At 70.1% G+C, this 23,999-nt stretch carries 19 protein-coding genes; 6 read left to right on the forward strand and 13 right to left on the reverse strand.

What is annotated here, in order from left to right:
* Positions 1 to 75: 75 nt before the first annotated feature.
* The gene (locus JCR33_RS05440; RefSeq protein ID WP_198881006.1) at positions 76 to 1,182 is read right to left on the reverse strand and encodes a hypothetical protein; all 1,107 of its coding nucleotides are present in this window, start codon (positions 1,180 to 1,182) and stop codon (positions 76 to 78) included.
* A gap of 138 nt (positions 1,183 to 1,320) precedes the next feature.
* Between JCR33_RS05440 and uvrA the strand changes: the two genes are divergently transcribed.
* Positions 1,321 to 4,200 (forward strand): excinuclease ABC subunit UvrA, encoded by a 2,880-nt coding sequence (gene uvrA / locus JCR33_RS05445; RefSeq protein WP_198881007.1) that lies wholly within the window; start codon positions 1,321 to 1,323, stop codon positions 4,198 to 4,200.
* Between the two features lie 18 nt (positions 4,201 to 4,218).
* On the opposite strand, the gene pdeM is transcribed toward uvrA, so the two are convergent.
* From pdeM to JCR33_RS25470, 3 genes are all read right to left on the reverse strand, one after another.
* Positions 4,219 to 4,929, reverse strand: a complete 711-nt coding sequence (pdeM, locus tag JCR33_RS05450) for a ligase-associated DNA damage response endonuclease PdeM (protein ID WP_198881008.1) — start codon at positions 4,927 to 4,929, stop codon at positions 4,219 to 4,221.
* A 26-nt stretch (positions 4,930 to 4,955) separates the two neighbouring features.
* Positions 4,956 to 7,433: a ligase-associated DNA damage response DEXH box helicase gene (locus tag JCR33_RS05455; RefSeq protein WP_232372288.1), complete on the reverse strand. Its 2,478-nt coding sequence runs from the start codon at positions 7,431 to 7,433 to the stop codon at positions 4,956 to 4,958.
* Between the two features lie 238 nt (positions 7,434 to 7,671).
* Entirely contained in the window at positions 7,672 to 9,771 is a 2,100-nt protein-coding gene (locus JCR33_RS25470) for a bifunctional metallophosphatase/5'-nucleotidase (RefSeq protein ID WP_198881010.1), read from the reverse strand.
* A 284-nt stretch (positions 9,772 to 10,055) separates the two neighbouring features.
* Between JCR33_RS25470 and JCR33_RS05465 the strand changes: the two genes are divergently transcribed.
* The 3 genes from JCR33_RS05465 (at position 10,056) to JCR33_RS05475 (ending at position 14,137) form a co-directional block, all read left to right on the forward strand.
* Positions 10,056 to 11,864, forward strand: coding sequence for a coiled-coil domain-containing protein (locus tag JCR33_RS05465; protein WP_198881011.1), 1,809 nt, complete (start codon positions 10,056 to 10,058; stop codon positions 11,862 to 11,864).
* Between the two features lie 127 nt (positions 11,865 to 11,991).
* Positions 11,992 to 12,342 (forward strand): hypothetical protein, encoded by a 351-nt coding sequence (locus JCR33_RS05470; protein WP_198881012.1) that lies wholly within the window; start codon positions 11,992 to 11,994, stop codon positions 12,340 to 12,342.
* Between the two features lie 97 nt (positions 12,343 to 12,439).
* A complete protein-coding gene (locus JCR33_RS05475; protein ID WP_198881243.1) occupies positions 12,440 to 14,137 on the forward strand; it encodes a cisplatin damage response ATP-dependent DNA ligase in 1,698 nt (565 codons plus the stop codon).
* A gap of 3 nt (positions 14,138 to 14,140) precedes the next feature.
* On the opposite strand, the gene JCR33_RS05480 is transcribed toward JCR33_RS05475, so the two are convergent.
* The 9 genes from JCR33_RS05480 to JCR33_RS05520 all read right to left on the reverse strand — a co-directional run bounded on the left by JCR33_RS05480 (position 14,141) and on the right by JCR33_RS05520 (position 21,674).
* Complete coding sequence (locus JCR33_RS05480; RefSeq protein WP_198881013.1) at positions 14,141 to 14,827, reverse strand: Crp/Fnr family transcriptional regulator; 687 nt, start codon at positions 14,825 to 14,827, stop codon at positions 14,141 to 14,143.
* 286 nt (positions 14,828 to 15,113) lie between these two features.
* Positions 15,114 to 15,869 (reverse strand): L,D-transpeptidase, encoded by a 756-nt coding sequence (locus JCR33_RS05485; protein ID WP_408628751.1) that lies wholly within the window; start codon positions 15,867 to 15,869, stop codon positions 15,114 to 15,116.
* A 173-nt stretch (positions 15,870 to 16,042) separates the two neighbouring features.
* Positions 16,043 to 16,897: a DUF2927 domain-containing protein gene (locus JCR33_RS05490; protein ID WP_198881014.1), complete on the reverse strand. Its 855-nt coding sequence runs from the start codon at positions 16,895 to 16,897 to the stop codon at positions 16,043 to 16,045.
* A 77-nt stretch (positions 16,898 to 16,974) separates the two neighbouring features.
* Entirely contained in the window at positions 16,975 to 17,727 is a 753-nt protein-coding gene (locus JCR33_RS05495; protein ID WP_198881015.1) for an ABC transporter ATP-binding protein, read from the reverse strand.
* Positions 17,724 to 18,884, reverse strand: a complete 1,161-nt coding sequence (locus tag JCR33_RS05500) for an ABC transporter permease (RefSeq protein ID WP_198881016.1) — start codon at positions 18,882 to 18,884, stop codon at positions 17,724 to 17,726. Before JCR33_RS05500 ends, JCR33_RS05495 begins: the two co-directional genes overlap by 4 nt.
* Positions 18,881 to 20,173 carry an efflux RND transporter periplasmic adaptor subunit gene (locus JCR33_RS05505; RefSeq protein ID WP_198881017.1) on the reverse strand — a complete coding sequence of 431 codons (1,293 nt, stop codon included), beginning with the start codon at positions 20,171 to 20,173 and terminating at the stop codon, positions 18,881 to 18,883. The genes JCR33_RS05500 and JCR33_RS05505 overlap by 4 nt, the downstream gene beginning before the upstream one ends.
* 46 nt (positions 20,174 to 20,219) lie before the next feature.
* Positions 20,220 to 20,492: a cysteine rich repeat-containing protein gene (locus JCR33_RS05510; protein ID WP_198881018.1), complete on the reverse strand. Its 273-nt coding sequence runs from the start codon at positions 20,490 to 20,492 to the stop codon at positions 20,220 to 20,222.
* 130 nt (positions 20,493 to 20,622) lie between these two features.
* The gene (locus tag JCR33_RS05515) at positions 20,623 to 21,210 is read right to left on the reverse strand and encodes an SH3 domain-containing protein (RefSeq protein WP_198881019.1); all 588 of its coding nucleotides are present in this window, start codon (positions 21,208 to 21,210) and stop codon (positions 20,623 to 20,625) included.
* A 155-nt stretch (positions 21,211 to 21,365) separates the two neighbouring features.
* Positions 21,366 to 21,674: a hypothetical protein gene (locus tag JCR33_RS05520; protein ID WP_198881020.1), complete on the reverse strand. Its 309-nt coding sequence runs from the start codon at positions 21,672 to 21,674 to the stop codon at positions 21,366 to 21,368.
* 217 nt (positions 21,675 to 21,891) lie between these two features.
* Between JCR33_RS05520 and JCR33_RS05525 the strand changes: the two genes are divergently transcribed.
* Together JCR33_RS05525 and JCR33_RS05530 are read left to right on the forward strand one after the other, a co-directional pair.
* Positions 21,892 to 22,608, forward strand: coding sequence for a response regulator (locus tag JCR33_RS05525; protein ID WP_198881021.1), 717 nt, complete (start codon positions 21,892 to 21,894; stop codon positions 22,606 to 22,608).
* Positions 22,605 to 23,948: a sensor histidine kinase gene (locus JCR33_RS05530; RefSeq protein WP_198881022.1), complete on the forward strand. Its 1,344-nt coding sequence runs from the start codon at positions 22,605 to 22,607 to the stop codon at positions 23,946 to 23,948. Before JCR33_RS05525 ends, JCR33_RS05530 begins: the two co-directional genes overlap by 4 nt.
* The last annotated feature ends 51 nt before the right edge of the window (positions 23,949 to 23,999 follow it).

Below are 23,999 nucleotides of genomic sequence, written 5' to 3' on the forward strand. Positions count from 1 at the left end.
CCGATCAACGACCCTTAGCAGCCTTCATCGCCCAGCGCGCCCATCCGTCGAGTCTTGCCCACAGCTCGGCGCCGCTCAGCCTTGCTTGCCGGCCTTCTTGGCGTAGCGCCCGGCGATGATGCTCTGCCCGATGCGCTGCGATTGCCAGATCCCCAGCCGCCGGAACCACGGCGCCAGCGGATGCGGCTCGACGTCGCTCCGGGCGGTGAAGGGCGAGCGCATCTCGAGCAGCCGCCCCGGCACCGACCGGTCGACGTCGAAAGTATACTGGGCCATGCGGAAAAGCACGTCCGCCAGCGAGTTCATCGTCTCCTCGTCGAGATTCGGCGGCGGCGAGGGCACGTCCCGCGGCTCGGGCAGGACGATGCCGTATTTTTCCTTAAGGAAGGCGAGCTCCGGCGCGCTCTGCTCGCGCACCTTCTCCAGCGCCTCCTCCGGCAGAACATATTTCGGGCCGCCCACCGCATCGAACGGGCGCAAGCTGTCGAGCGGCAGCATCCGGCCCGGCGCGTACATGTTGAGCGCCCGGTCGAGCAGGTGGATGCCCATCACCGAGAGACCCTCGTTGGAGCGCACCTTCTTCAGGCGCGACGCGAGGTCGAGGAGCCCCATCGTGTCGAGGATGTCGTCGATCACGTCGCCGTTCGCCATCTGCGCGCGATCGAACGGACGGACCTTGAAGTGATCCTCGCCCGCCGCGTCGCTCCACCGGCGGATCAGCTCGCGGAACGGCAACACCCGCGGCTCGGCGATCGACACGGCGAGGGCCTTGCCCGAGCGCACGCCCTGACACGCCGCGCTGCTCGCGTAGCTGATCGGATGGCGAACATAGAGGAGAACGTCCACCTCCTTCGCCACGGTGTGGAACTTCGCGATGCACTCCTTGGTCTCGGCCGGGGTGAGGCGGATGAAGACCTCGCTCGTCACCAGCGCGCGGGGGTGCTTGGTCGCCTCGATCTCCTTCCAGAACAGGTCCCACATTCCCCGGTCGAACTTGTCCCGCCCCGGATTGGTCGGCGAACCGCCATGGAATACGCGGCCGATCGGGTGATGATTGCGGTTCTTGTCGAAGTAGTAGACCCCGGCCGTCCCGAGGACGGCGGCGTTCTGCTGAAACGTCGCCTGGATCGAGCTCGTGCCCGTCTTGGGATGGCCGATATGAAGGGTGAGGTGCTCGAGCATAGACGGGGTAAAAGTGATCCGGACAAGGATATGGTGCGTATCCCGCGCGACGCGGAACAGAACTGCTGCCGCAGCATTGACCACGGCGCGCCGACGGCACACTTTCTGCCCATCAGCCCCGGGGTAATGCGATAAGCCATGTCAGAGCGCAAGCTCGTCGTCCGCGGCGCGCGGGAACACAATCTCAAGAATGTCGATCTCACGCTGCCGCGGGACAGCTTGATCGTCTTCACCGGCCTTTCCGGCTCGGGCAAGTCGTCGCTCGCCTTCGACACGATCTACGCCGAGGGTCAGCGCCGCTACGTGGAGAGCCTGTCGGCCTACGCGCGCCAGTTCCTGGAGATGATGCAGAAGCCGGACGTCGACCAGATCGACGGCCTGTCCCCGGCGATCTCCATCGAGCAGAAGACGACGAGCCGCAACCCGCGCTCCACCGTCGGCACCGTCACCGAAATCTACGACTACATGCGCCTCCTCTGGGCGCGGATCGGCGTGCCCTACTCGCCCGCGACGGGGCTCCCCATCGAGAGCCAGACCGTCAGCCAGATGGTCGACCGGGTGCTGGAGCTGCCGGAGAAGACGCGGCTCTATCTCCTCGCCCCGATGGTGCGCGGGCGCAAGGGCGAGTACCGCAAGGAGCTCGCCGACCTCCAGAAGCGCGGCTTCCAGCGGGTGAAGATCGACGGCACCTTCTACGAGATCGAGGACGCTCCCGCCCTCGACAAGAAGTACAAGCACGACATCGACGTGGTGGTCGACCGCGTCTCGGTGCGGGCGGACCTTGCGACCCGCCTCGCCGATTCCATCGAGACCGCGCTCGGCCTTGCCGACGGCATCGCCGTCGCCGAGTTCGCCGACGAGATGGACGGCGATCAGCCCCGCCGCATCGTGTTTTCGGAGAAGTTCGCCTGTCCCGTGTCGGGCTTCACCATCGCCGAGATCGAGCCGCGGCTCTTCTCGTTCAACGCCCCGACGGGCGCCTGCCCGGTGTGCGACGGGCTCGGCACGACGATGCGCTTCGAGGCGGCGCTGGTGGTGCCCGACACCAGCCTGACGCTGACCGGCGGCGCCGTCCTGCCGTGGGCGCGCACCGGCAACACCAGCCCCTACTACACGCAGACCCTCCAGGCGATCTGCGCCCACTTCGGCGCCGACATGACCACCCCCTGGCACGACCTGCCGGAGAAGGTGCGCGAGGTGATCCTCTACGGCTCGGGGCGCGAGAAGATCTCCTTTACCTACGACGACGGCCTCAGGTCCTACACCACCAAGAAGACCTTCGAAGGCGTCATCACCAACATCGAGCGGCGCTGGAACGAGACCGACTCCGAGTGGGTGCGCGAGGAGCTGTCGCGCTACCAGTCCGACGCCCCGTGCGAGGCCTGCGGCGGCTACCGTCTCAAGCCCGAGGCGCTGGCGGTGAAGGTGGGCGGCTGCCACATCGGCGAGATCACGGCGCTCGCGATCCGCGACGCGGCCCCCTGGTTCGAGGCGCTGCGCGACAAGCTGACGGAGAAGCAGACCGAGATCGCCCGCGCGATCCTCAAGGAGATCGACGAGCGGCTGCGCTTCCTAATCGACGTGGGTCTCGACTATCTCCAGCTCTCGCGCGGCTCGCGCACCCTCTCGGGCGGCGAGAGCCAGCGCATCCGCCTCGCCTCCCAGATCGGCTCCGGCCTCACCGGCGTGCTCTACGTGCTCGACGAGCCCTCCATCGGCCTGCATCAGCGCGACAACGCCCGTCTGATCGAGACGCTGAAGCGGCTGCGCGATCTCGGCAACACCGTCATCGTGGTGGAGCACGACGAGGACGCGATCCTCGCCGCCGACTACGTGGTCGACGTCGGCCCCGGCGCCGGCGTCCACGGCGGGCGGATCGTGTCGGAAGGCACGCCGGCGGAGATCCTCGCCGACCCCAACTCGCTCACCGGCCAATATCTGTCCGGGGCGCGGGAGATCCCCGTTCCGGCGAAGCGGCGGGCGCGGAAGAAGGGGCGGACGATCGAGGTGGTGAACGCCACCGGCAACAATCTCAAGGGCGTGTCGGCGGCGATCCCGCTCGGCCTCTTCACCGCCGTCACCGGGGTGTCGGGCTCGGGCAAGTCCACCCTCGTCATCGAGACGCTCTACCGCGCCCTCTCCCGCAAGCTCAACAAGAGCCGCGAGCAACCCGCCCCCCACGAGGCGATCAAGGGGCTCGAGCATCTCGACAAGATCATCGATATCGACCAGTCGCCGATCGGCCGCACGCCGCGCTCGAACCCGGCCACCTACACCGGGGCCTTCACCCCCATCCGCGAGTGGTTCGCCGGACTGCCGGAGGCGAAGGCGCGCGGCTACGGGCCGGGCCGCTTCTCCTTCAACGTCAAGGGCGGGCGCTGCGAGGCGTGCCAGGGCGACGGCGTCATCAAGATCGAGATGCACTTCCTGCCCGACGTCTACGTGACCTGCGACGTGTGCAAAGGCGCCCGCTACAACCGCGAGACGCTGGAGATCACCTTCAAGAACAAGTCGATCTCCGACGTTCTCGACATGACGGTGGAGGAGGGCTGCGAGTTCTTCTCCGCCGTGCCCTCGGTGCGCGACAAGCTCAAGACGCTCAACGAGGTGGGGCTCGGCTACATCCGCATCGGCCAGCAGGCGACCACCCTGTCGGGCGGCGAGGCGCAGCGCATCAAGCTCGCCAAGGAGCTCTCCAAGCGGGCGACGGGGCGCACCCTCTATATCCTCGACGAGCCGACCACCGGCCTCCACTTCCACGACGTGGCGAAGCTCTTGGAGGTGCTGCACCAGCTCGTCGACACTGGCAACACGGTGGTGGTGATCGAGCACAATCTGGAGGTCATCAAGACCGCCGACTGGGTTATCGACCTCGGCCCGGAAGGGGGCGACGGCGGTGGCGAGATCGTGGCGGCGGGCAAGCCGGAGCAGATCGCCAAGACCGCCCGCAGCCACACCGGCCACTTCCTCGCCGAGCTTCTCGATCGGCGCTCGAACGCGCGCGAGGCGGCCGAGTAGCCGCCCCGGCGGGCCGCCTCACACGGGATAGACGCGACGCCGGCCGATCGCCCAGGTCCGCGGCCGCTCGCGCCAGAGACCGGCAAAGGCGGCGTCCGTCACCGGCAGGCCGCCTGTCAGAACGCCGAACGCCGGCATCACCAGCCGCCGCGCATCGCCCACGAAGCAGCGCCGCTTGAGCGACTGGCCGCGCACCACCACGTGCGCCGCGGGATGGAGATGGCCGGCGACCTCCACCCCCTCCCCGCCCGGCACATGGCGGAACGTCACCCCGCCGAGCCGCAGCGTCTCCACCGCCGCGCCGCCCAGCGTCTCGGCCGCCGCGTGGTCGTGGTTGCCGGTGATCCACACCACCTCCATGCGCCGGCAGAAGGCGGCGAGAAGGGCCCGATGATCGTCCGCCAGCCTCTCCGGGCCGAACGGGTCGTGAAAAGAGTCGCCGAGCGCGATCAGCCGGCGTGGCGCGTGGCGCGCCACCGCATCGGCGAGGCGGCCGAGCGTCAGGCACGTGTCGTAGGGCGGCAGCATCTGGCCGGAGCGGGCGTAGGACGAGCCGGTCTCGAGGTGGAGATCGGACACCACCAGCGTCTCTTCCGCCGGCCAATAGAGGGCGCCCGAAGGATCGAGCACCGCCTCGATGCCGACGACCTGTGCCCGCGCCGTGACCGCGACGCCACCCTCGGCGGCTGGGGTCTCGGGACGGGGACCGGGCAAGGAAAAGGCATGCATCGCCGATAGTCCGAACGCGCCCGCACTCACTCCAACGCCTCCCTCACCAACGCGTCCGCCGCCTCCGACATGAGGAGCTCGGACGCCTCACCATGAACGATCTCCCGGCCGATTTCGAGCATCACCGGCACCGCGAGCGGGGATATCTTCTCAAGGCGCTGGTGCACGATGTCGCCCTTCACCCGCGCCAGCATCTCGCCGAGACGGCGGATGTCGAGAAGGCCCGTCGCCGCGTCCGCCCAGGTGGCGCGCAACAGGATGTGGTCCGGCTCGTGGGTGCGCAGCACGTCGTAGATGAGGTCGGTGGACACGGTGACCTGCCGCCCGGTCTTCTCCGTGCCCGGATGGCGCCGCTCGATGAGCTGGGCGATCTCGGCGCAAGCGCGGAAGGTGCGCTTCAGAAGCACCGAGTCGGCGAGCCACTCGTCGAGATCGTCGCCGAGAAGGTCCTCGTTGAAGAGGTCCCCCATCGCCCGCTCGGCGCCGTCGAAGGCCGTCGAAAGGTCGGCGAGGCCCCAGACCGCCAGCGCATAGTCGGACGCGACGAAGCCCATCGGATGGAGCCCCATCCGCTCCAGCCGCCGCGTCAGGAGCATGCCGAGCGTCTGGTGCGCCAACCGTCCCTCGAAGGGATAGGCGACGAGATAGTGCCGGTTGCCGCGGGGGAAGGTCTCCACCAGGAGTTCGTCCGCCTTGGGCAGCAGCGAGCGTTCGGCCTGGATGTCGAGCCAGTCGCGCACCTGCTCGGGCAGCGCGCGGCGGCGGTCGGGATCGGCGAGCATGCCCCGCACCACCGTGGCGAGATAGGTGGTGAGCGGAAACTTCGAGCCGCCATAGTAGGGAATCTTCGGCTCCTTCTGCTTGGAGCGGGTGACCAGCGCCTCGTTGTCGCGCACCCCTTCGAGGCGCAGGACGTCGCCGGCGAACAGAAAGGTGTCGCCGGGCGCCAGCGTGTTGAGGAAATATTCCTCGATGGTGCCGAGCACCCTGCCGCCACGCGTCAGCGTCCTGCCGCGCCGGGCGACGAGGCGCACCGTGAGGTTCGGGATCTCCACGATGGTGCCGACATTGAGGCGATATTGCTGGGCGATCTTCGGGTGGGAGATGCGCCACAGCCCGTCCTTGCGGCGCCGGATCTTGGCGTAGCGCTCGTAGGCGCGCAGCGCGTAGCCGCCCGTGGCCGCGAAGTCGACCACGCGCTCGAACGTCTCCCAGTCGAGCCGCCGGTAGGGGTAGGCCGAGACGATCTCCTCGTAGAGGAGCAGCGGGTCGAACGGCGCGGCGACGGCCATGCCGAGGACGTGCTGGGCGAGGACGTCGAGCGCCCCGTCGCCGACCGGCGGGGTGTCCTGATGGCCGAGATAGGAGGCGTCGAGCGCGGCCTGGCACTCCATCACCTCGAAGCGGTTCGAGGGCACCAGCACCGCCTTCGAGGGCTCGTCCATGCGGTGGTTGGCGCGGCCGATGCGCTGGGCGAGGCGCGAGGCGCCCTTCGGCGCGCCGACGTGGATCACGAGGTCGACGTCGCCCCAATCGATGCCGAGGTCGAGGGTGGAGGTGCACACCACCGCGCGCAGGCGGTTGGCCGCCATCGCCGCCTCCACCTTGCGGCGCTGGGCGCGGTCGAGCGAGCCGTGATGGAGGGCGATCGCCAGCGTGTCTTCGTTGATGCGCCACAGCTCGTGGAACAGCATCTCGGCCTGGCTGCGGGTGTTGACGAACACCAGCGTCGTGCCGTGCGCCTTAATCAGCGCGTAGATGTCCGGCAGCGCCCAGCGCGTCATGTGCCCCGACCAGGGCACCCGAGCCTGCGACTTCAAGATGGTGATGTCGGGTTTCGCGCCGCCCTCCACCACCAGAAGGTCGGCCCGCGTGCTCGCGTGCCCCTCCGCCTGGGCGACGAGCCAGCCGCAGAGCTCCTGCGGGTCGGCGACCGTCGCCGACAGGCCCACCGTGCGCAGCCCCGGCGCGTGCCGGCGCAGCCGCGCCAGCCCGAGGGCGAGGAGGTCCCCCCGCTTGGAGGTGACGATGGAGTGGAGCTCGTCGACGATCACCACCTTGAGCTCGGAGAAATAGCGCTCGGCGTCGGCCTGGCTGACGAGCAGCGCCACCTGCTCCGCCGTCGTCAGCAGGATGTCGGGCGGCCTCTCCTTCTGCCGCCGCCGGCGGTTCTGCGGCGTGTCTCCGGTGCGCGTCTCCACCGTCACCGGGAGGTCCATCTCCGCGATAGGTGCCTCGAGATTGCGGGCGATGTCGACGGCGAGGGCCTTGAGGGGGGATATGTAGAGCGTGTGCGGGCCCTCGCGCAGCGGCGCGTTGCGGCCGCGATTGTCGCGCGCGATCTCGATCAGCGAGGGCAGAAAGCCGGCGAGCGTCTTGCCCGCCCCGGTGGGAGCGATCAGTAGGGTGGAGCGTCCCGCCTCCGCCTTTTCCACGAGGTCGAGCTGGTGCCGACGCGGCGCCCATCCGCGGCTGGCGAACCAACCGGCGAAGGGCTCGGGCAAGGCAGCGAGCCGGGGTGGATCAAGAACGGACTGCACAACCTCTATCTTAGCGCGGCACCCCCGATGAGAACAGGTGCGAACGCTCGGTGCCCGCCGCCCGCCCCAACGCAACGAGCCGGCCCGAAGGCCGGCTCGCCGCTCGATGGCAAAAGGTCCGCCGCGGTGAGACGAGCGACCCTCTGGCGCCGAGCGCCAGGCCGCTCTCTGATGAGCCGCTCTCCGAGCGGCGGCTCTCCGATCAGAGGTCGGAGTCGCTCGCGCCCGGAACCCCGAGGTTGATAATCCGCTTGTCGTCGGCGGCCGGAACATCGGCCATCGCGACGTCGTTGGACGCGTCGTCGTCGACGCCGAAGTTCGCCGCCAGATACTCGGCGAGCGCATCCTGCTCGGTGCCGACGTTGGTGAAGCGGGCGGCGCCGTCGGCGATCACGTCCGGCAGCAACAGGTCCTCCACGCCGGCGAACCCCGGGTCGGCGGCCACGAACTCGGCATAAGGATAGCCGTCGCCGCCGGCGAGGAGGAAGCTCAGCGTCACCACGCGGATGCCGTCGGCGAAGTCGGCGGCCGCGTCGGTTGCGACACCGTCGTCGAAGATCTTCACGTTCTCGCCCGCGGTGCCGGCGCCCAGCAGCGTCACGTCCTGCACCCGGCTCCCCTCGGGCAGCGAGGGATCGAACGAGAAGCTGATGCCCGCCACCTGCGGAAAGCGGCCCTCGGCGTTCGTCGGGTTGCCGTCGGCATCGTAGCTGCTCGCGGCGACGCCGTGGTTCAGGATCGCAAGCAGCTGGTCCGGCGTGAGCGACACCAGCGACAGGGAGTTGTTGAAGGCGAGCGCCTGCTCGATCTCGAGCTCGGAGATCAGCCCGTCGCCCAGCGCAATCGCGGCACGGATGCCGCCGCCATTCTTCAGCGAGACGAGCACCGGCTCGTCCGACAGCGCGTTGGCCGCGGCAAGGTTGGCGTCGGCGGTGAGGTTGCCGAGGTTGGTCTCCTCGGTCCGCACGCCCGGCTCGCGAGCCCCGTTGAGGTCCACCGCCTGATTGGCGAAGTAGTTCTTGCCGGACACCTCCAGCACGGTGTCGGCGAGGGCCTTGGCGAGGTCGCGCACCGCGCTCGCCTTGTCCGAGGAGGCGAGCGCGGTTTCGAGATCGGCCGCGCCGGTCACGGCGAGGACGCCCGCCTCGTCGGTCGCATAGGCACCCGAGACCTCCGGATCGATCGAGCTCGGAACGAGGTTGCCGTCGGCGTCGAACGCGACCACCAGGCGGCCGACATAGGTATATTGGCCGTCGGTGGAGACGATCGCGACGTCGTTGCCGCCGGCGTCCTTGGTGAGGACCGGGTACGGCCCCTGCGCCTCGTCCTTCTCGCGCAGATGGTCGGTCGCGTCGGCGAGGCGCGTGTCGGAACCGCCGGCGATGATGATGTCGACGCCGTCGAGCAGCGTCGCGAGCTCTTCCTCCAGCGCAATCTGCTGGAGGTGCGAGGTCAGGATGATCTTGTCGATCCCGTCGGCCGTCATCGCGTCGATCACCGGCTGGATGATCGCGGCGAGCGCGGCCATGTCGTTCTCGCCCGGCTCGGCGGTGACGTCGTCGTTGGCGTTGTCGGGATCGCCCTTGGTGGAGGAGATCGTCGCCAGCAGCGGCGTCGTGGCGCCGACGATGCCGAACGTCTCGCCGTTCTTCTCGATGATCGCGAACGGGGCGACGACCCCCGCGCCGCTGTCGCCGGCGGCGACGCCGTCGCTCTGGCGGATGGCGTTGAGCGGGCTCTCCTCACCGAAGGCGAGATTGCTCGACAGATAGGGAAACTTGGTGCCGATCCAGGTGTCGTCCTCGGTCGCCGGGGTGCCGGCGTCCGCCGCCCCGATGATCCCCGCCAGCGTGTCCTGACCGAAGTCGAACTCGTGGTTGCCGACCGCCGACGCGTCGAAGCCGATCACGTTCATGATCGCGATGTCGAACCGACCCGATCCGCTCTGAAGGCTCGCGTAGGTGTCGCCCGTCGCGCGGCTCATCACGTCGTTGAGCACCGCGGCGAGAGTTTGCTGCACCGCCGGGTCGGCCGTGCCCGCGGCGTTGGAGAAGGGGCTCGGGATGAGATTGTCGCCGGAGGAGATCACGAGGGTGGTGTCGTAGTCGTCCTCGAGCGCATCGACGACGGCGGCGAAGTTGGGCGCGCTCTCGACGGCGTCGGCATTGCCTTCGAGATCGGATGCGTGGAGGAGCTGCAGCGTCACCGCTCCGGGAGCCGCCGCCGCATCGCTCGCGGCCGTGTTTTGGGCGACCACGATGCGGCCATCTTCGCCCGCGGCGAGACCCTCGCCGGTCGTCACGTTTGCGATGTGTTGCAGATGGCGGCGGGCAGACTCGGTGTCGACCCGGCCGGTTGTGACCACGCAGCACGGTGAAGCGGCTGTGTAGGGCGCCGCGAAAGCAGTAGCGCCACAGATCTGCGACAACAAAATGAAACTTGAAAAGATCGAACCGGCGAGTTTCGCTGGGGCTTCAATGTTACATGTCGATGAAATTCGTCGCGCCTCCCGTGTGGTGGTCGACAAAGAACTGCGCCGGCGCCATAGAGGCGTGACCCGCCGCGCAAGAGGAAGCCTAAGCCGATATGTATGCTCGAAGCCCATTCGTCGTCGTCCTCGCTGTGATCACGGTCGCGGCGCTTGTGGCCGGCGTTTATTTCTACACTGAGAATCAGACGCTGACACGACAGCTCGCCGATGTGACCGCCGCCGCCGAGGCGGAGGAAGACCGGCTGACGACCGCCCTCGAAGAGCAGACCGAAGCCGCCGGCACCCTCGAGGAGATCCAAACCGCCGTCGCCGAGGCGACCGCCAATCGCGACGAGCTCAACGAGACCATCGAGTCGCTGTCGGCGCGCGAGGCCGAGCTCAACGACGCGATCAGCACCGCCGAGACCGCTATCGGCGAGCGACAGGCGACCCAGCAGGAGCTCGAGTCCACCATCGCCGGCCTGAACGACGACCTCGACGCGGCCCGCACCGCGTCCGACACGGCGACCAGCGACCTCGCGGAGGTGCAGAGCAGCCTCGAGGCCGCGCGTCAGGCGGTTACCGAGGCGGAGGAGACCGCCAACGCCTCGCGCAGCGCCGCCGACGAGGCCACCGCCGACGAGACCGCCGCCCGCGAGGAGCTCGCCAAGCTCCAGGCCGCGGCCGAGGACGTGAGCACCACGCTCGAGACGACCGAAGGGGAGATCGAGGCCGCGCGCGGCGAGCTGACGACCCTCACAGCCACTCTGGAGAGCACCCGCACCGCCATCTCCGAGGCGACCGCCCGCAAGGAGGTGCTGTCAGAGAACATCGCCGGCCTCGAAGCCGATCACGCGAGCGCCGAGGCCGCCGTCACCGAGACGCGTTCCGAGCTCGACGAGCTCAGCGCCTCGGTGGAAGCGACCCGCAGCGAGGTGGAGAGCCTCACCGGCGAACGGGACGAGATGGCCGACGAGGTCGCCGCCCTCGGCAACAAGCGCACCGGCCTCGCCGACGAGGTCGCCGCGCTCGAGGACCAGCAGACGAGCCTTGCCGCCGACATTGCCGCCCTCGAGGAGAAGAAGGCCTCGCTGACCGACGAGGTGGCCACCCTCGAAACCTCCCTCGCCGACACCCAGGACGACCTCGCCGCCGCCCAGGCGGAGGCGGAGGACGTGAAGCAGTCCACCAGCGAGGCACGCGAGGCGCTCGCCGGCCTCACCGCCGACCGCGACGACGCCGCGAGCGCCGTCGCGACGCTGAAGGACGAGGAAGCCGGCCTCACCGAGGCGATCGCCGGCCTCAAGGACGAGCAGGCGGAGGTCGCGAGCGCGCTCGAAGCCGCCCGCAGCGACCAGCAGGCCGCCGAGGCCGACCTCTCCGAGACCAAGGACAGCCGCGACGCGCTCGCCTCCGAGGTCGCCGCCCTCACCAGCGAGCAGGAGACCATCGCCGCCGCGCTGAAGGACCTCACCGCCGCCCGCGGCAGCCTCGAGGAGGTGACCGCGAGCCTGACCGAGCAGCAGGATGCGGTGAAGGGGACCATCGCCGAGCTGACCAAGCAGCGGGACGACCTCGCCGCCAGCGTCGACTCGATGAAGTCGGAGCGCGACACGCTTGAGGAGCAGATCGCCCGCGCCAACGCGGACCTCTCCAACCTGCAGCGCCAGCTCACCAATCTCGAGACCGAGTTCGGCGGCCGCAAGGCGACGCTGGAGCAGGAGATCGAGCAGCTCCGCCGCGACGCCGACCTGTGGCGCAGCCAGCGCGACGAGCTGATCGCCGACATCGACCGCCTGCGCGAGGCGGCGAAGTCGCCGGCTCCCGCCCCGGCCGAGGCGGCCCCCGCCGCGCCGGCAGCCCCCGAGACCGCCGCCCCCGAAACCGCTGCTCCGACAGCCACCGAGACCCCGGCCGCCGAGTAGCCGTCCCACCGCCACGGCGCGATGGCGGAAAAAAATACGAGCGGCCCGGAATAGTCGTCCGGGCCGCTCCGTTCTCCCAGTGTCGTCGGAGGGATGCCGACACAATCACAGACACTGGAGACGACCCATGACCATCAAGACCAACGTCATCGCCCTCGGCACCGCGCTCGTGATCGGCATCGGTGCCCTCGCCCCCATCACGTCGGCTCAGGCCGCCCCCCTCGCCTCGTTCAGCAAGGTCGAGATCGGCACCGGAGCGGCCGGCGTCGAGAAGGTGCGCCGCTGGCGCCGCCACCACCACCACGGCCGCCACTATCGCAACGGCGCCCTCATCGGCCTCGGCGCCTTCGCTCTCGGCGCCGCCGTCGCCGCGGGTGCCTCCGGCGCCTACGCCCGCGACTGCTACTACGAGCGCGCCCGGGTGTGGAGCCCGCGCATCGGCGCCTACGTCGTCAAGCGGGTCCGCGTCTGCAACTGACCCCGCCGCCCGATTTCCAAGCCGAAGCGCCACCCCACGGGGTGGCGTTTTCGCACGTGCCTTCTTTCGCCGCCCGAAGCCGCTATCTTGCGGCGTGATGCACGCCTTCGCGAACCTCCTCGACCGCCTCAGCTACGAGCCTCGCCGCAACGGCAAGCTCGCTCTGATGGAGGACTATTTCCGACACACCCCCGACCCGGAGCGCGGCTACGGTCTCGCCGCCCTCACCGACGAGTTGACCTTCCAGAACGCCAAGCCGGGCCTCATCCGCGCGCTTGTCGCCGAACGCACCGACCCCGTGCTCTTCGCCCTCTCGCGCGACTATGTGGGCGACCTTTCCGAGACCGTCGCCCTAATGTGGCCGCGCCGCCCGCGTCAGGGCGACCTCATCGGCCACAACGCCCCGCCCGGCCCGCTCCTGTCGGAGGTGATCTTGGGGCTGCAGACGACCGGCAAGGCGGCCCTGCCCGGCCAGCTCGCCGCCTGGCTCGACGGCCTCGACGAGATCGGCCGCTGGGCCCTCCTGAAGCTCATCACCGGTGCGCTGCGGGTGGGCGTCTCGGCTCGGCTCGCGAAGACCGCCGTCGCCCGCCTCGGCCCGGTTGAGGTCAACGAGGTGGAGGAGGTGTGGCACGGCCTCGCCCCACCCTACCTCACGCTGTTCGACTGGCTGGAGGGTCGGAGCCCGCCCCCCGAAAGCCGCGACCCGGCACCCTTCCGCCCGCCGATGCTCGCCAACCCCACCGATCTCGAAGAGTTGACGCGCACCGAGGCCCCCGAGGCCTTCGCCGCCGAATGGAAATGGGACGGCATCCGCGTGGAGGTCGCCGCCGGGCGCGACGCGGGCGGGCGCCATATCGCCCGTCTCTACTCGCGCTCCGGCGACGACATCTCCGCGACCTTCCCCGACGTCGTCGACGCCGTGGACTTCGACGGCGCCATCGACGGGGAGCTCCTGATCGTGCGCGAGGGGATGGTGCAGTCGTTCAACGTCCTGCAGCAGCGGCTCAACCGCAAGAGCGTGACGGAGAAGCTGACGCGGGACTTCCCCGCCCACGTGCGCGCCTACGACCTTCTCGCCCTCGGCGGCGAGGATCTCCGCCCCCTCCCCTTCGCCGAGCGGCGCGCCCGGCTCGAGGCTTTCGTCGCCGGCCTCGGACCGATGTTCAGCGTGTCCGAGCCGGTCCGCTTCGGCACGTGGGAGGAGGTCGCTGCCGCCCGCGCCGATCCCCAGAGCGCCGGCGCCGGCAGCGATGCGGCCGCGGTCGAGGGGGTGATGCTCAAGCGGCTCGATTCGGCCTACGTGCCGGGCCGCCCGAAAGGCCTCTGGTACAAGTGGAAGCAGGATCCCCACGTCGTCGATGCGGTGCTGATGTACGCCCAACGGGGGTCCGGCAAGCGCTCCTCCTTTTATTCCGACTACACCTTCGGCCTGTGGACGGAGGTCGACGGAGCGCCCGGCCTGGTGCCGGTGGGCAAAGCCTATTTCGGCTTCACCGACGAGGAGCTGAAGGAGATCGACAAGTTCGTGCGCAACAACACCATCAACCGCTTCGGCCCGGTGCGGGAGGTGGTCCACGAGGCCGGCGAAGGGCTCGTGCTGGAGGTGGCCTTCGAGGGGGTGAACCGCTCCACGCGCCACAAGTCGGGCGTCGCCATGCGCTTTCCCCGCATCTCGCGCCTCAGATGGGACAAGCCTCCGGGCGAGGCGGACCGGCTCGCGACGCTCGAGCGCCTCATCCCGAGCGATGCCGCCGAGAGCGCCGCCGCCCGCCGGGGTCGCCGCAAGCGCTGACGCTCAGAGCGTCGCGAGCGCCGTGAGGGCGGCGTGATCCTCGATGCAGTAGTAGCCGGAGATGCGGCTGATGTGGCCTTCGCGCTTCCAGTCGTTGAGGACGCGGCTGACATTCTCGCGCGCCGCCCCCACCATGGCGGCGAGGTCCGCCTGGCTGATCTTGTGGTGCACCAGCACCCGGCCCGCCCCCACATTCTTGCCGAAGAGGTCGGAGAGGTGAAGGAGGGTCTGCGCCACGCGGCCAGTGAGGGGCAGCAGCGAGCGCGCCGCGAGCGTCGCGTTGGAGACCCTGAGGCGGCGCCCGACGATGCACAGCATGTGGCGGTAGACGGCCGGATTCTCGTCGGCGAAGCGGAACACGGCCCCCTTGTCGAAGAAGGCGACGCGGGACGCCTTCACGGCGACGACGGTCGCCGAGCGGGGCTCCCCGTCGAACAGCGAGAGCTCGCCGAAGATCGCGCCGGGCGAGAGGATCGCCAGCACCTGCTCGCCCTCCTCGCCCCGCAGGACCACATGCAGCGAGCCTTCGAGCAGCGCATAGAAGCCGTCACCGGGGTCGCCCGCCTCGAACAGCGTCGCCCCCGACTTCACCGGCCGGGTTCGGGCGACCTTGATGAGTTCTTCGGCCAGATCCTCGGGCAACCCGTCAAGCGTGACGCTCTGGGAAAGGACTTGCGGATTGACGCGCATGACATCTCTTCCGGATATGTTGGCATCGCCTTGAAACGGGATGCATATTATTTTTGAACCGGCTGGGCGCCAGTGAACACGAGTGCGCCAACCAGTTCAACTAAAACGAGACGCGGCCCAAACCCCGGAGGGCGGGCCGCGCGAGCGTCGTCTTCTCGGCGGAACGGGCGCTCGACGCGCCTCGTCCCTCGGGGCCTGGAGCATCCCGCGCCCCGCCGAGCGCGCAATGCTCCATCTCGTCGAACCGGAGCACGCCGTTCCCGCTCAGTTGAGCGGGACGTGTCCTCTAGCGCAGCACCACCACCTTGGTGCCCACGTCGACATTCTGGTAGAGTTCGATGACGTCCTCGTTGCGCATCCGGATGCAGCCGGAGGACACTTCGTGGCCGATCGTCCACGGCGCGTTGGAGCCGTGGATGCGGTAGAGGGTGGAGCCGAGATACATCGCCCGGGCGCCGAGCGGATTGTTGGGGCCCCCTTCCATGTAGGCCGGTAGATCCGGCTGACGCTTGCGCATCTGCTCCGGCGGGGTCCAGCCCGGCCACTCCCGCTTCATGCTGACGCGGTGGGTGCCCGACCACTGGAAGCCCGGACGACCGACGCCGACGCCGTAGCGCCGCGCGGTCCCGCCGGGGCCGACGTGGTAGAGATATTTTTCCTCGGTATCGATGACGATGGTGCCCGGCGCGTAGCCGCCGCTGTAGCTCACGTCGGCGGGCAGGAACTTCGGATCGATCTGGAGGCTCGCCCGCGTTGCCGTGCGGGGCGCCGCCGCCGCGCCCGACGGCGCCGGGCTCGTCAGATGCGGCACGGGCTTGGCCGGAAGCACGCCGCGGGGCATCACCCGCCCGGTCTCCGCCTCCATGCCGCCGTGCAGCGAGGCGGTCGTCGGCGTCTGCTGCCGCTGCGCCCGCCGCTGCTCTTGCAGATAGTTGAGCCACGCCGCGCGGTCGGTGCTGAACGCCGACGCACCGCTCACCGATGCGACCACCATCGCCACGCCCAGTGTGGCACACACTGTCAGTCTCATGCTTATGGACATCCCGCCCTTCATCCTCGCAACGATCCCTTGCCACGGGGCCTGCGTCCGCCCGCAAGCTGCCCTATGGACAGATGGGACAATTTTACGCTTTCCCGAAGCATTCTGTCAGGAATTACGACTCGATCCCGGCGAAAATGGCGCCATTAAGGTTACGAGCCTGTCAAGGTGAATGGTTAATGGCGCACCAACGTCCGGCCCGTCGGGGCGGCGTCGTGGCCGGCAAGACCCATCTTGACCACCGCCGTGAGGCGGTCGCGCGCCGCCGCGATCGCGCCGGGAAGCAGCGGCAGCACCTCGGCCTCGCTCATCCCGGGCTCGATGTGATCGTCGTAGAGCATGTTCAGGATGAACCAGTCGAACAGGCCGAACGCGTTGAGCTCGGACATGTCGTTGAAGATGCTGTCGTCGAGCAGCGAGGAATCGTTCGCCGGGCCGAGGCTCTGGGCGATCTCCTCCACCATGCAGTGGGAGAGGCCGGCAAATCCCTCGTCGGCGACGAGGTAGATGTAGGCCCGCTCGATGCCGCTGCGCCGCGCCGCGAGCACCGCCGAGCAGGCATTCTTCTCCAGAAAGGCGGTGTCGGCCCCCTCCCACACGGTCCGCCGGATCGTCGGCACGTAGTCCACGCGGTTGACGAGGAAGATCACCATGTCGGCGTCCTCGAACCGCCCGGTCTCGACGAGTTCGAGATTGTCGACGCTCTCCGAGAGCGAGCGGACGAAGGTGCGCACGGTGCGCCGGCGGTCGATCGCCGAGGTGGAGACGATGTGAAAATGCACCGGCCCCGTGAACTTCTTCACCCGCCGCGTCGCCGTCCCGCTGCCGTCGTCGGCCTCCGCGCCGAACACGGTGAGAACGAACCCGGTGATCAGCTCCTCGTCGGAAAAGGGCGCGTCGATCGCCTCCGCGTCGGCGGCCGCAAAAAGTGCCGCCGCACAGACGAGCAGCGCGACCAGCAGGGTCGGAAGCCTGCGCCGACGACAAATCGGTGAACGGCCGCACGGGCCGACGTCAGGTTGCGTCCCCAAAGCCGTCACCTCGGTCAGATCAATTCACTCGGCGATCATACACCCGACTGACGTGCACAATACCACCCGTTTCAGCGTCAATCCGTGAGATGTGGGCGAGGTTCCCACAGTGGCATCGCCGGGGCGGTATGGTTGCCACGATGCTCGGCGATCACCTTGCCGTCGGAGAATTCGTAGGTGCGGTCGAAGAGATCGAGCGAGCGGGGGTCGTGCGTCACCACCACGACGGCGGTTCCGGCGGAGCGGCTGATGTGGTGGAAGAGCTCCATCACGTGCCGGCCGCGCACGCTGTCGAGCGCCGCCGTCGGCTCGTCGGCGAGGAGAAGCGGCGGCGCGTTGGCGAGGGCGCGGGCGATCGCGACGCGCTGCTGCTCGCCGCCCGACAGCCGCGCCGGGCGGTTGTCGACGCGATGGCCGAGCCCCAGCTCCTCGAGGAGAGCGACGGCGTGGTTCAACGCGGCGCGGGCGGGCACGTCGTCGATCTCGAGGGCGAGCGCCACGTTCTCCGCCGCGGTGAGAAAGGGAATGAGGTTCGCCTTCTGGAACACGAAGCCGATATGGCGCCGGCGGAGATCGCGCAGCCGGTCGAGCCGGGCGTCGGGGTAGGAGACGGTGGTGCCGAGGAGGTCGACCGTTCCCGCCGTCGGCACCTCCAGGAGGCCGGCGAGAAGCAGCATCGTGCTCTTGCCCGAGCCCGACGCGCCGAGGATGCCGACGAGCTCACCCGGCCTCACCTCGATGGACACCCCGTCGAGCGCACGCACCACCGTGTCGCCGCTCACGAAGTGCTTGCTGGCGTTGGTGATGCGCAGGATCGGATCGGCGGTCATGCCAGCACCTCCTGCGCCCTCACCTGCAGCGCCCGGTGGATGCCGACGAGGCTCGCCGCCGACACGATCACCGCGACGGCGAGGAGAAGGGCGCCGAGATCGTTCGCCTCCATCGCCACCCGGCGCGGGAAGTAGGGGAAGACGAGCGCGGCGACCGCCAGCCCCGCGGCGTAGCCGGTCAGCCCGATGAGGGCGGCCTGCTGCGCGATCATCATCACGATCATGCGGCTGCGGGCGCCCATCAGCTTCAGCATGGCGATCTGGTGCAGCTTCTCGATGGTCATCGTGTAGATGATCAGCGAGATCACGATGGTCATCACCACCAGAAGCACCACCGTGAAGGCGAGGATCTGCACCCGGAGCCGCCACAGCCGCTCGTTGAGGAGAAGGTCGCGCTGGTCCTGCCGGCTGAGAACGGAGACGTCGCCCCAGGCCGCGATGCGGGCGGCGACCGCGGCCGGGTCGGCGCCGGCGCGCAGCCGCACCAGCACCGCCGACACCTTGCCCGCCTGCGGGCTCTCGCCGGCAAGCGCCGGCAGCCCCTGCGCGACGGCCCGGGCACGGGCGAGGCGGGCCTCCTCGCCGGTGCGGCGGGCCGCGATGGTCATCGCGTCGTTGATCGTCACGAACATCATGCCGTCGCCCGACATGTCGACCATGCCGCGGCTCACCCCGACGATGGTGTAGTCGTCGCGCGCGAGGCGCACCGTGTCGCCGACGGAGAGGCCGACGCTCTCGTCGACGATCGCCTCGTAGTGACCCGCGGCGAGGCGGCGGCCGGCGAGAAGGGAGATCCAGGCACCGTCGTCGCCCGGACGGTCGATGCCGACGATGGAAGCCCGCATCGACCGGCCGCGATGGTCGAATTGCTGGCTGATCTGGATGAAGCGGCGCACCGAGGCGACGCCGGGCACCCCCTCCACACGCCGGTCGAGGTTCGCCGGGATCGACGACGCCTCGGAAAACGGCCCGTTGCGCTCGCCCTGCACCACCCAGAGGTCGGCGCCGACGCTGTCGACGATCATGAGGGCGTCGGCGACGATGCCGCGATAGAGGCCGATCATCCCCACCGCCGCGGTGATCAGGAAGGCGACGCCGGCGACGGTCAACGCGAAACGGGCCGGGCTGAACGCGATGTCCTTGAGGGCGAGGTTCATGATCCCGCCCGCGGCGGGCGCACTCGCATGCCCTCGTAGAGGTCGGGAGCGGCGAGAACGATCTCGCCGGCGGCGAGGCCGTCGGTGATCTCCACTTGCGCCCCGCCGAGCGCGCCGAGGCCAACACCGCGCCAATGCGCCCGTCCCCGGCGCTGGACGAAGAGGCCCGGCGCACCGTCGTGATAGGTGAGCGCGGCGGTCGGGACCGCGAGCACCGCCGGCTTCTCGGCGAGCGCGATGCGCACCTCGGCCCGCTGGCCGAGCGCCCATTCCGCCGGCAGCCTGTCGGGCCGGATGTCGACGGTGAACTCGCGCGTCTCCTCGTCCACCGCCCGACCGAGCCGCTCCACCGTGCCGGCGATGGCGCGGCGGCCGCCGCCGGCGAGGGCGATGGACGCCGCCTGGCCGGGCGCGATGTCGGCGATGGCGCTCTCGTCGAGGCGGACGCGGAAGACGAGGGTCGCGGGATCGACCAGCGTCACGATGGGGGCTCCCGCGCTCACCGTGTCGCCGACGCTCTCCTCGCGGTCCACCACCACGCCGGCGAAGGGGGCGCGCACGACGCTCTCGTCGAGGCGGGCGCGGTGCATCGCGGCGGTGGCGGTGGCGGCCCGCTTTTCCGCCTCGGCGCGGGCGATGGCGGCGTCGGCGCTCGCGACCTCGGCCTCGGCTTCGAGAAGGGCGGCGGCCGCCGCCTCCAGCGTCGCCGGCGCGGCGGTGCCGCGGGCGTGCAGCGCGTCGGCGCGGCGGTGCTCCTCGGCGGCGTGGGCGCGGGCGGCCTCGGCGCGGGCGCGCTCCGCCTTCGCTTGGCGCACGGCGAGGTCCGAGGCCTCCTCCGAGGCTTTGGCGGCGGCGAGCTGGTTCTGCATCTCCTCCGCATCGATGGCCGCGATGAGATCGCCCTTCGCCACGACGTCGTTCCGCTCCACCTCGAGGCGGTCGATGCGGCCGCCGATGGTCGTCGCGACGTCCGCCTCGACGAGCGCCTCGAGCGTCGCCGGTCCGACGATGTCGACGACGAGCGACTGGGGGAGGACGGCGAAGTGCTCGGCCGTGCGCGCCACGCCATAGCGCATGCCGAGCCCCGCCCCCGCCATGACGACCACCACCGCCACGAGGACGAGGAAGCCGCGCGAGAGGCGGCGCGGCCGCGCAGCCGGCCGCTTCGGCAGGCCCACGGCGACGGGCCGGCCCGGCACCGCGGTGACGCCCGCCGAAGCGCGGACCGCCGCTCCGGCGGCGACCGGCGTCACCGCCTCGGTGGATGGGATGGGGTCGGAGCGGCTCATCGGCACCTCCTCTCGGCTCACCGGCGACGGCGGCGGGGCAGTCGCATCACTTCAGCAAAATCTCTCCGATCACGGCCTGGCAGCCCGGCGACACTTCGCTCGCCTTGGCGCGCATGCAGGCCATCACGCGCCCGCCGCCCGGCTGCACGCCCGGACAGATGCGCTGGATGTCGGCCTTGCAGGCGCTCGCGATCTGCATCGCCTCGGCCTGGGTGATCCGGGGCTGAGCGGTCTGGGCCATCGCGAGGCCGGCGGGCAACAGCACGGCGCCGAGCGTCAGGGCGCCGAAGGCACGCCCGGCAAACTTCTGATATGTCATGGTTTTCTTCCGTTTCCTAAGGGTGGACGGGACCTCCGGGGTGGGGACCGCAGATGCGCCCCGGAGGTCCCCCGCAGGCCGGATGCGATCGGCCCACGTCGAGCGGCGGAAGGTCGCCGCGTCTCGTTGCTCAGCGCGAGACCGTGCCGGAGCGAACGACGGTGTTGCCACGCGGACCGGTGACGGAGCGCGTCGCGCTGCACCCGTTGACGCAGGCCCCGCGCGGGGGCGGCGGCGGGCGGCGGTAGACCGGATGCGGCACGTAGTAGGCGGGGCCGCGCCGATACCAGGGATAGGCCGCGTAGTGGGTGTTCCAGTAGGCCGACGTGTAGGTGACCGCCGGCACCGGCAGCACCACTTGCGGGGTCACCACCACGCGAGTGCTACCGACCAGCGTGGTGAGGTAGCGCGCCGCCACCCAGCCCCGGCCGGACGGCTCGGCGATGTCGCACCAGGAGCGGTCGGCGAGACAGGCGTGGATCGTCACGGCGGCGCCCACCGGCAGCACCGTCACCACCGGGTAGGCGGTGTCGGGGCCGGCCCGCACGTTGAGCGTGGCGGTGGTGACGGCCGGCGTCGCGGCCATCGCCGGCGCGCTCGCCGCTGCGAGGGGGGATGCGGCCAGAAGGGCGATCGCCGCAGAACGGCGCAGGCGACGCCAGACACCGTGCCGACGGGCGACGCTCTGCGGATGGGGCACTCGGACGGGCTGGGTCATCGACGCTCTCCGATGGGTTTCGATGGTGGGGCCGATGCGGGGGACGGTCGCTGGGGATGCCTTGTCGCGACCGTCCACCCGCCCGCCTCACCACCGTCCGGGCCGGTACGTGGCGCGGGCGGCGGTGCGGCGGATCCTGGCCCCTTGGGGCGGCGTCAGTAGCGGCTCACGCTGCCGCTGCGGGTGACGGTGTTGCCGTAGGTGCCGCTCGTCGTGCTCGAGTGGGTGCACGTGCCGCCGGCGCAGCTCGCCGAGCCCGAGGTGGTGGCGGAGCGGCCATAGGCGCCGGAGCGGGTGGCCGAGCGCGAGCACACGCCGCCGGCGCACTGGGCGCTCGAATTGTAGGTGGCGCTGTTGCCGGCCGGTCCGGTGGTGGTGCGGGTACGCTGGAAGGCGCTGGCGTCGGCGACGGCGCCGAGGCTGACGACGGTGGCGAGCGCGGCGGCGGTGAAGAGCTTCATCATGTCGTGTCTCCGGATCTGTCGTTAGCGGGCGGGGGGTCGCCCTTTCGTCTTGTCCGGGCTCATCGTCCCGGCGACAGGGGAGAGAATGGGGGTGGAATGTTCAGCCCCTATGATCGCGGCGCATCGGTTGGTCGCGGTTTGTCGACGCCGCGTAACAGTATGTAAAAGTCGCCCGATGGCGCTTCCCTTCGCGCGCCCGATCGCCGGAGATGGACGCATGAGCACGCCAGCCACAATCCTCGTCGTCGAGGACGATGCCGACATTCGCGGCCTCGTCGCCGACCTTCTGCGCGGCGAAGCCTATCGGGTGGAGCTTGCCGAGGACGCCGTGGCGATGGACGCCGTCCTGATGCGGGTCCACCCCGATCTCGTGATCCTCGACCTGATGCTACCGGGCGAGGACGGGCTCGCCATCTGCCGCCGCCTGCGCAGTCACGACACGCTGCCGATCCTGATGCTGACGGCGAAGAGCGACGAGATCGACCGCGTGCTCGGCCTCGAAATGGGCGCCGACGACTACGTGGTGAAGCCGTTCGGCCCGCGCGAGCTGCTCGCCCGCGTGCGCGCGCTGCTGCGCCGCGCGAGCGCCGCCCCCTCCGCCGCGCCGGCGACCCGCCGCCTCGCCTTCGACCGCTTCGTGGTGGACCTCGACGCCCGCCAGCTCACCCGCGACGACGGCGAGGCGGTGACCCTCACCACCGGCGAGTTCGACCTGTTGTCGTGCCTGGTGCAGGCGCCGCGGCGGGTCCTGACGCGCGACCAGATCCTCGACCGCATCCGCGGCCGCGGCGCCGATCCCTACGACCGCACCGTCGACATGCTGGTGTCGCGCCTGCGCAAGAAGCTCGATGCGGCGAGCCCCGGCTGCAATCTCGTGACGACGGTGCGCAACAACGGCTACCTCTTCACCGCCGCCGTGAAGCCCGCCCTATGATGCTGCGCCTCAGCCTCGCGGCGCGCCTCACCCTCATCGTCTTCTCCACGGTGATGGTGGGCTGGCTCGCGACGATCTCGATCTACTATCAGCTGCGCGACACGGCGGACGATCCGGCGATCCCGACGCCGGCTCGCCTCGCCGCCATCGTGGAGCTCATCGAGGCGACGCCGCCGGAGGAGCGGCAGCGCGTGGTCGACGCCCTCTCCTCCTCCACCCTCTCGCTCGCCTTCGAAAGCGCGCCGCCGCCGCCCGGCGGCGAGGCCGACATCCTCGCCCGCTACGCCCCCGCCCTCGGCGACCGTGTCGCGACGGTGGAGGAGCGGGCGGTCCCGCTTCCGCGGCGGCCCTTTCCGACACCGCGTATCGTCGCGACGCCCAACGGGCTCGAATTCCGCATCGCGCTGAGAACGGGCGAAACGCTGATGATCCGCACCGTCAGCGGCGAGGTGGTGAACGGCATCGGTCTGCCGGTGGGCGTCGGGGCGGGACTGCTCGGCACCTTCATCGCCCTCATCGCCCTCCTCGTCATGCAGCGCGAGATGGGGCCACTGCGCCGCCTCGCCGCCGCCGCCGACGCGCTCGACCTCTCCGGTCCGCCGGCGCTGCTCTCCCCCTCCCGATCCTCCGCGCCGGAGATCACCTCGCTCATCTCCGCCTTCAATCGCCTCCAGGTGCGCCTGTCGGAGCTGATGCGGGCGCGCATGGCGATGATCGGCGGCATCTCCCACGACGTGCGCACCTTCGCGACGCGGCTGCGGCTGCGTCTCGAGACGCTGCCCGAGGGAGAGACGCGCGACCGGGCCATCGCCGACATCGTCGACATGGTGCACCTCCTCGACGATGCGCTGATGGCAAGCCGCGCCGGCGCCGGCGAGCTCTCCGAGGAGCTCTTGGAATTCGACGAGATCGTCGCCGCCGAGGTCGAGGACCGCCGGGCGACGGGCGGCAGGGCCGACCTCACCGTCGCCCCGGAGGCGAAAGGGGCGATGGTGCTCGGCGATCGCCTCGCGCTGCGGCGCATCGTCGCCAACCTCGTCGACAACGCGCTGAAATATGGCGGCACCGCCCATGTCGCGGTGGGCCTCTCGGGGGGCGACGTGGCGCTGATCGTCGACGACGAGGGGCCGGGCATTCCCGCCGAGATGGCGAGCCTCCTCACCGAGCCCTTCGTGCGGCTCGAGACCTCGCGCAGCCGGTCGACGGGCGGGGCCGGGCTCGGCCTTGCGATCGTCCACGGCCTCCTCACCGCGCACGGCGGAAATCTCGCCATCGAGACCGCGCCCGGCGGCGGCGCCCGCTTCGTCGCCCACCTGCCCCGCTTCGACATCAACGCATAATCGCCACGGTCGGCGCCCTCGAATCGCGCAGACTTGACACCAAAACCGGTT

It is taken from the genome of Acuticoccus mangrovi (assembly GCF_016411865.1).
Lineage (GTDB): Bacteria > Pseudomonadota > Alphaproteobacteria > Rhizobiales > Amorphaceae > Acuticoccus > Acuticoccus mangrovi.

Excerpts from the sequence above, each read along its gene's own strand:
- JCR33_RS05440 (WP_198881006.1), bottom strand. The coding sequence starts at position 1,182 with ATGCTCGAGCACCTCACCCTTCATATCGGCCATCCCAAGACGGGCACG.
- uvrA (WP_198881007.1), top strand. The coding sequence starts at position 1,321 with ATGTCAGAGCGCAAGCTCGTCGTCCGCGGCGCGCGGGAACACAATCTC.
- pdeM (WP_198881008.1), bottom strand. The coding sequence starts at position 4,929 with ATGCATGCCTTTTCCTTGCCCGGTCCCCGTCCCGAGACCCCAGCCGCC.
- JCR33_RS05465 (WP_198881011.1), top strand. The coding sequence starts at position 10,056 with ATGTATGCTCGAAGCCCATTCGTCGTCGTCCTCGCTGTGATCACGGTC.
- JCR33_RS05470 (WP_198881012.1), top strand. The coding sequence starts at position 11,992 with ATGACCATCAAGACCAACGTCATCGCCCTCGGCACCGCGCTCGTGATC.
- JCR33_RS05475 (WP_198881243.1), top strand. The coding sequence starts at position 12,440 with ATGCACGCCTTCGCGAACCTCCTCGACCGCCTCAGCTACGAGCCTCGC.
- JCR33_RS05480 (WP_198881013.1), bottom strand. The coding sequence starts at position 14,827 with ATGCGCGTCAATCCGCAAGTCCTTTCCCAGAGCGTCACGCTTGACGGG.
- JCR33_RS05485 (WP_408628751.1), bottom strand. The coding sequence starts at position 15,869 with ATGTCCATAAGCATGAGACTGACAGTGTGTGCCACACTGGGCGTGGCG.
- JCR33_RS05495 (WP_198881015.1), bottom strand. The coding sequence starts at position 17,727 with ATGACCGCCGATCCGATCCTGCGCATCACCAACGCCAGCAAGCACTTC.
- JCR33_RS05500 (WP_198881016.1), bottom strand. The coding sequence starts at position 18,884 with ATGAACCTCGCCCTCAAGGACATCGCGTTCAGCCCGGCCCGTTTCGCG.
- JCR33_RS05505 (WP_198881017.1), bottom strand. The coding sequence starts at position 20,173 with ATGAGCCGCTCCGACCCCATCCCATCCACCGAGGCGGTGACGCCGGTC.
- JCR33_RS05510 (WP_198881018.1), bottom strand. The coding sequence starts at position 20,492 with ATGACATATCAGAAGTTTGCCGGGCGTGCCTTCGGCGCCCTGACGCTC.
- JCR33_RS05515 (WP_198881019.1), bottom strand. The coding sequence starts at position 21,210 with ATGACCCAGCCCGTCCGAGTGCCCCATCCGCAGAGCGTCGCCCGTCGG.
- JCR33_RS05520 (WP_198881020.1), bottom strand. The coding sequence starts at position 21,674 with ATGATGAAGCTCTTCACCGCCGCCGCGCTCGCCACCGTCGTCAGCCTC.
- JCR33_RS05525 (WP_198881021.1), top strand. The coding sequence starts at position 21,892 with ATGAGCACGCCAGCCACAATCCTCGTCGTCGAGGACGATGCCGACATT.
- JCR33_RS05530 (WP_198881022.1), top strand. The coding sequence starts at position 22,605 with ATGATGCTGCGCCTCAGCCTCGCGGCGCGCCTCACCCTCATCGTCTTC.